General features: G+C 65.7%; 2 protein-coding genes. Both read right to left on the bottom strand.

The genetic code is table 11. The features are described 5' to 3' along the window. Nucleotides 1-1,109: HlyD family type I secretion periplasmic adaptor subunit (locus VGN82_RS00950; protein WP_327525104.1), on the bottom strand; the 1,109-nt coding region annotated here is incomplete at its 3' end. Between the two features lie 51 nt (nucleotides 1,110-1,160). Further along, on the bottom strand, nucleotides 1,161-2,102 hold a 942-nt coding region (locus VGN82_RS00945), incomplete at its 5' end, for a calcium-binding protein (RefSeq protein WP_327525103.1).

The following is a 2,102-nucleotide window of genomic DNA, read 5'->3' as shown; positions in this document are numbered from 1 at the left end:
GTGGTGTTGCGGTTGAAGGCGGAGAAGCGCAGCCTCGCCGGCTGGCCGGCCCTGACCTGGTCGATGTCGGCGGGCGAGATGCGCACCTCGATGGTGAGCTTGGCGCCCTGGGGCACGATGGTCGCGAGCCTGGCCGCCGGTGTGATGACGCCGCCGACGGTGAAGATCGTCATCTCGTTGACGGTGCCGGCGATTGGGGCGCGGATATCGGTGCGCGAGAGCCGGTCCTCATTGGCGACGCGGCGGTCCTGCAGCTCCGAGAGCTTGGCCTCGACCTGGCGTAGCTCGCGCTGGGCCTCGGTGCGGGCGGTGTCGTCGATCGAGATGATCTGCAGGCGGGTCTCGCTGATGCGCAGCTTGGCGCGCGCGAGGGCGGCATCGATCTCTCCGCGCTCGCCGAGCAGGCGCGCCCATTCCCGGTTGATGTTGAAGACCTTGACGCCGTCGATATAGCCCTTCTGGTAGAGGCCGAGATACTTGCCGCGCTCGAGTTCGACGAGCCGGAGCTCCTCGGACTTGGCGACGTGCCGCGCCTCGAGGCCCTTAACCTCCTCGCCCGACTGGACGATACCGATCTCGAGCTGCTCCTTGCGGCTCTCGCGGTTGGTGCGGTTGCCGTCGAAGAGGCGCGTCTCGCCCTTGACGATGTCGGCTGCCTCCTCGGAGAAGTTCGCGAGAACCGGCGGGAAGGTGATCACGGCCAGGCCGTCGCGCTCCGCGACCAGGCGGGCGCCGCGGGCGAGATGCTCGGCGAGCTGCGAGCGGATGATCGAGAGTTCGGCGCGGGTCTGCACGTCGTCGAGGCGGAACAGGACCTGGCCCTCGCCGACGCTGTCGCCCTGCCGAACCGCGATCGACTGGATGATGCCGCCGTCGCGATGCTGGACCTCCTTCAGGTTCTGGTCGACCTTGACCATGCCCTGGCCGACCACGGCGCCGTTGAGATGGGCCGAGGCCGCCCAGCCGCCGCAGCCGACGACCAGCAGGAGAGCCAGCGCCGAGCCGGCCACGATATGGGGCCCGAGGCCGAAGCCGGCGCGCCGCTCGGCGGCCGCAGTTTGCTTGGCCGCAGCGGCGAGAACCCTGGCATCAAAATTCTGGGCATTCATGTCACGAACCCTCTTGGCAGGACGCAGAGGCAGGCGGACGCACGATCAAATTCAATATGAGTAATAATATAACTTGTGGTTGCCATAGATCTCGATCGACAAATCCTTGTCATCCTGCTGCGTGGCGAAGACATCGATATATGTCCTCTCTTCATCGTTTATCTTCTCGATCCGGAAACGGAAGGGCCGGCCGTCCTCGCCTGAATCGCCGTAGGTCTCGCTGAACGGATCGATCTCGGTGCCGCCTGCCGCCGCATCAGAATGGATCTCGTATTGCTTGATGACGATGCGATCGCCTTCATGCAGGTCGAGGATCTGGTGGATCAGGTCGTTCTGGGCCTCTTCGGGGACGTGGAACTCGAAGCGGTCGTCACCCCCGCCACCGGAGAGCACCATGCTGCTGCTTCCGACGATGAAGCGATCGTCGCCATCGCCGCCGATGAGCGCCTCGAAATCGACGACGGTGTCGCTGCCGATCTCGATGCCGACCGCCTTCTTCTCTGTCAGATCGACCGTGACGCCACAGCTCGTTCCGGACAGGTCGAGCGTATCGGTCCCGCTGCCGCCATCCAGGCAGTCTGCGGCGGCATCGAGAGAAGCAATGACAACGTCGTCGCCGGCTCCGGCGATGACGGTGTCGCAACCCTGTCCGCCATCGAGGCTGTCGTCGCCGTCCCCGCCCTTGAGGACATCGTTGCCGCTATCGCCGCGCAGGACGTCCTCGCCATCCGCCCCGATCAGACAGTCGCTGCCGGCACCGCCATAGAGAACGTCATCGCCGTCCTCGCCCTCGACCTTGTCGTCACCTGCACCTGCATCGGCGATGTCGTCTCCGTCGCCTGCCGCGATCTCGTCGTCGCCATCGCCGGCCTGGATGACGTCATTGCCATCGCCGCCATCGATCTCGTCGTCGCCGGTACCGGCATCGACGACATCGTCGCCCGCTCCGGCTTCAATCTCGTCATCGCCCTCGCCGCCGGCGATGACGTCGTC

It is taken from the genome of Allobosea sp., from assembly GCF_035999205.1.
In the GTDB taxonomy this organism is placed as follows: Bacteria; Pseudomonadota; Alphaproteobacteria; order Rhizobiales; family Beijerinckiaceae; genus Allobosea.
This window is presented reverse-complemented; position numbering and strand designations above follow the sequence as displayed.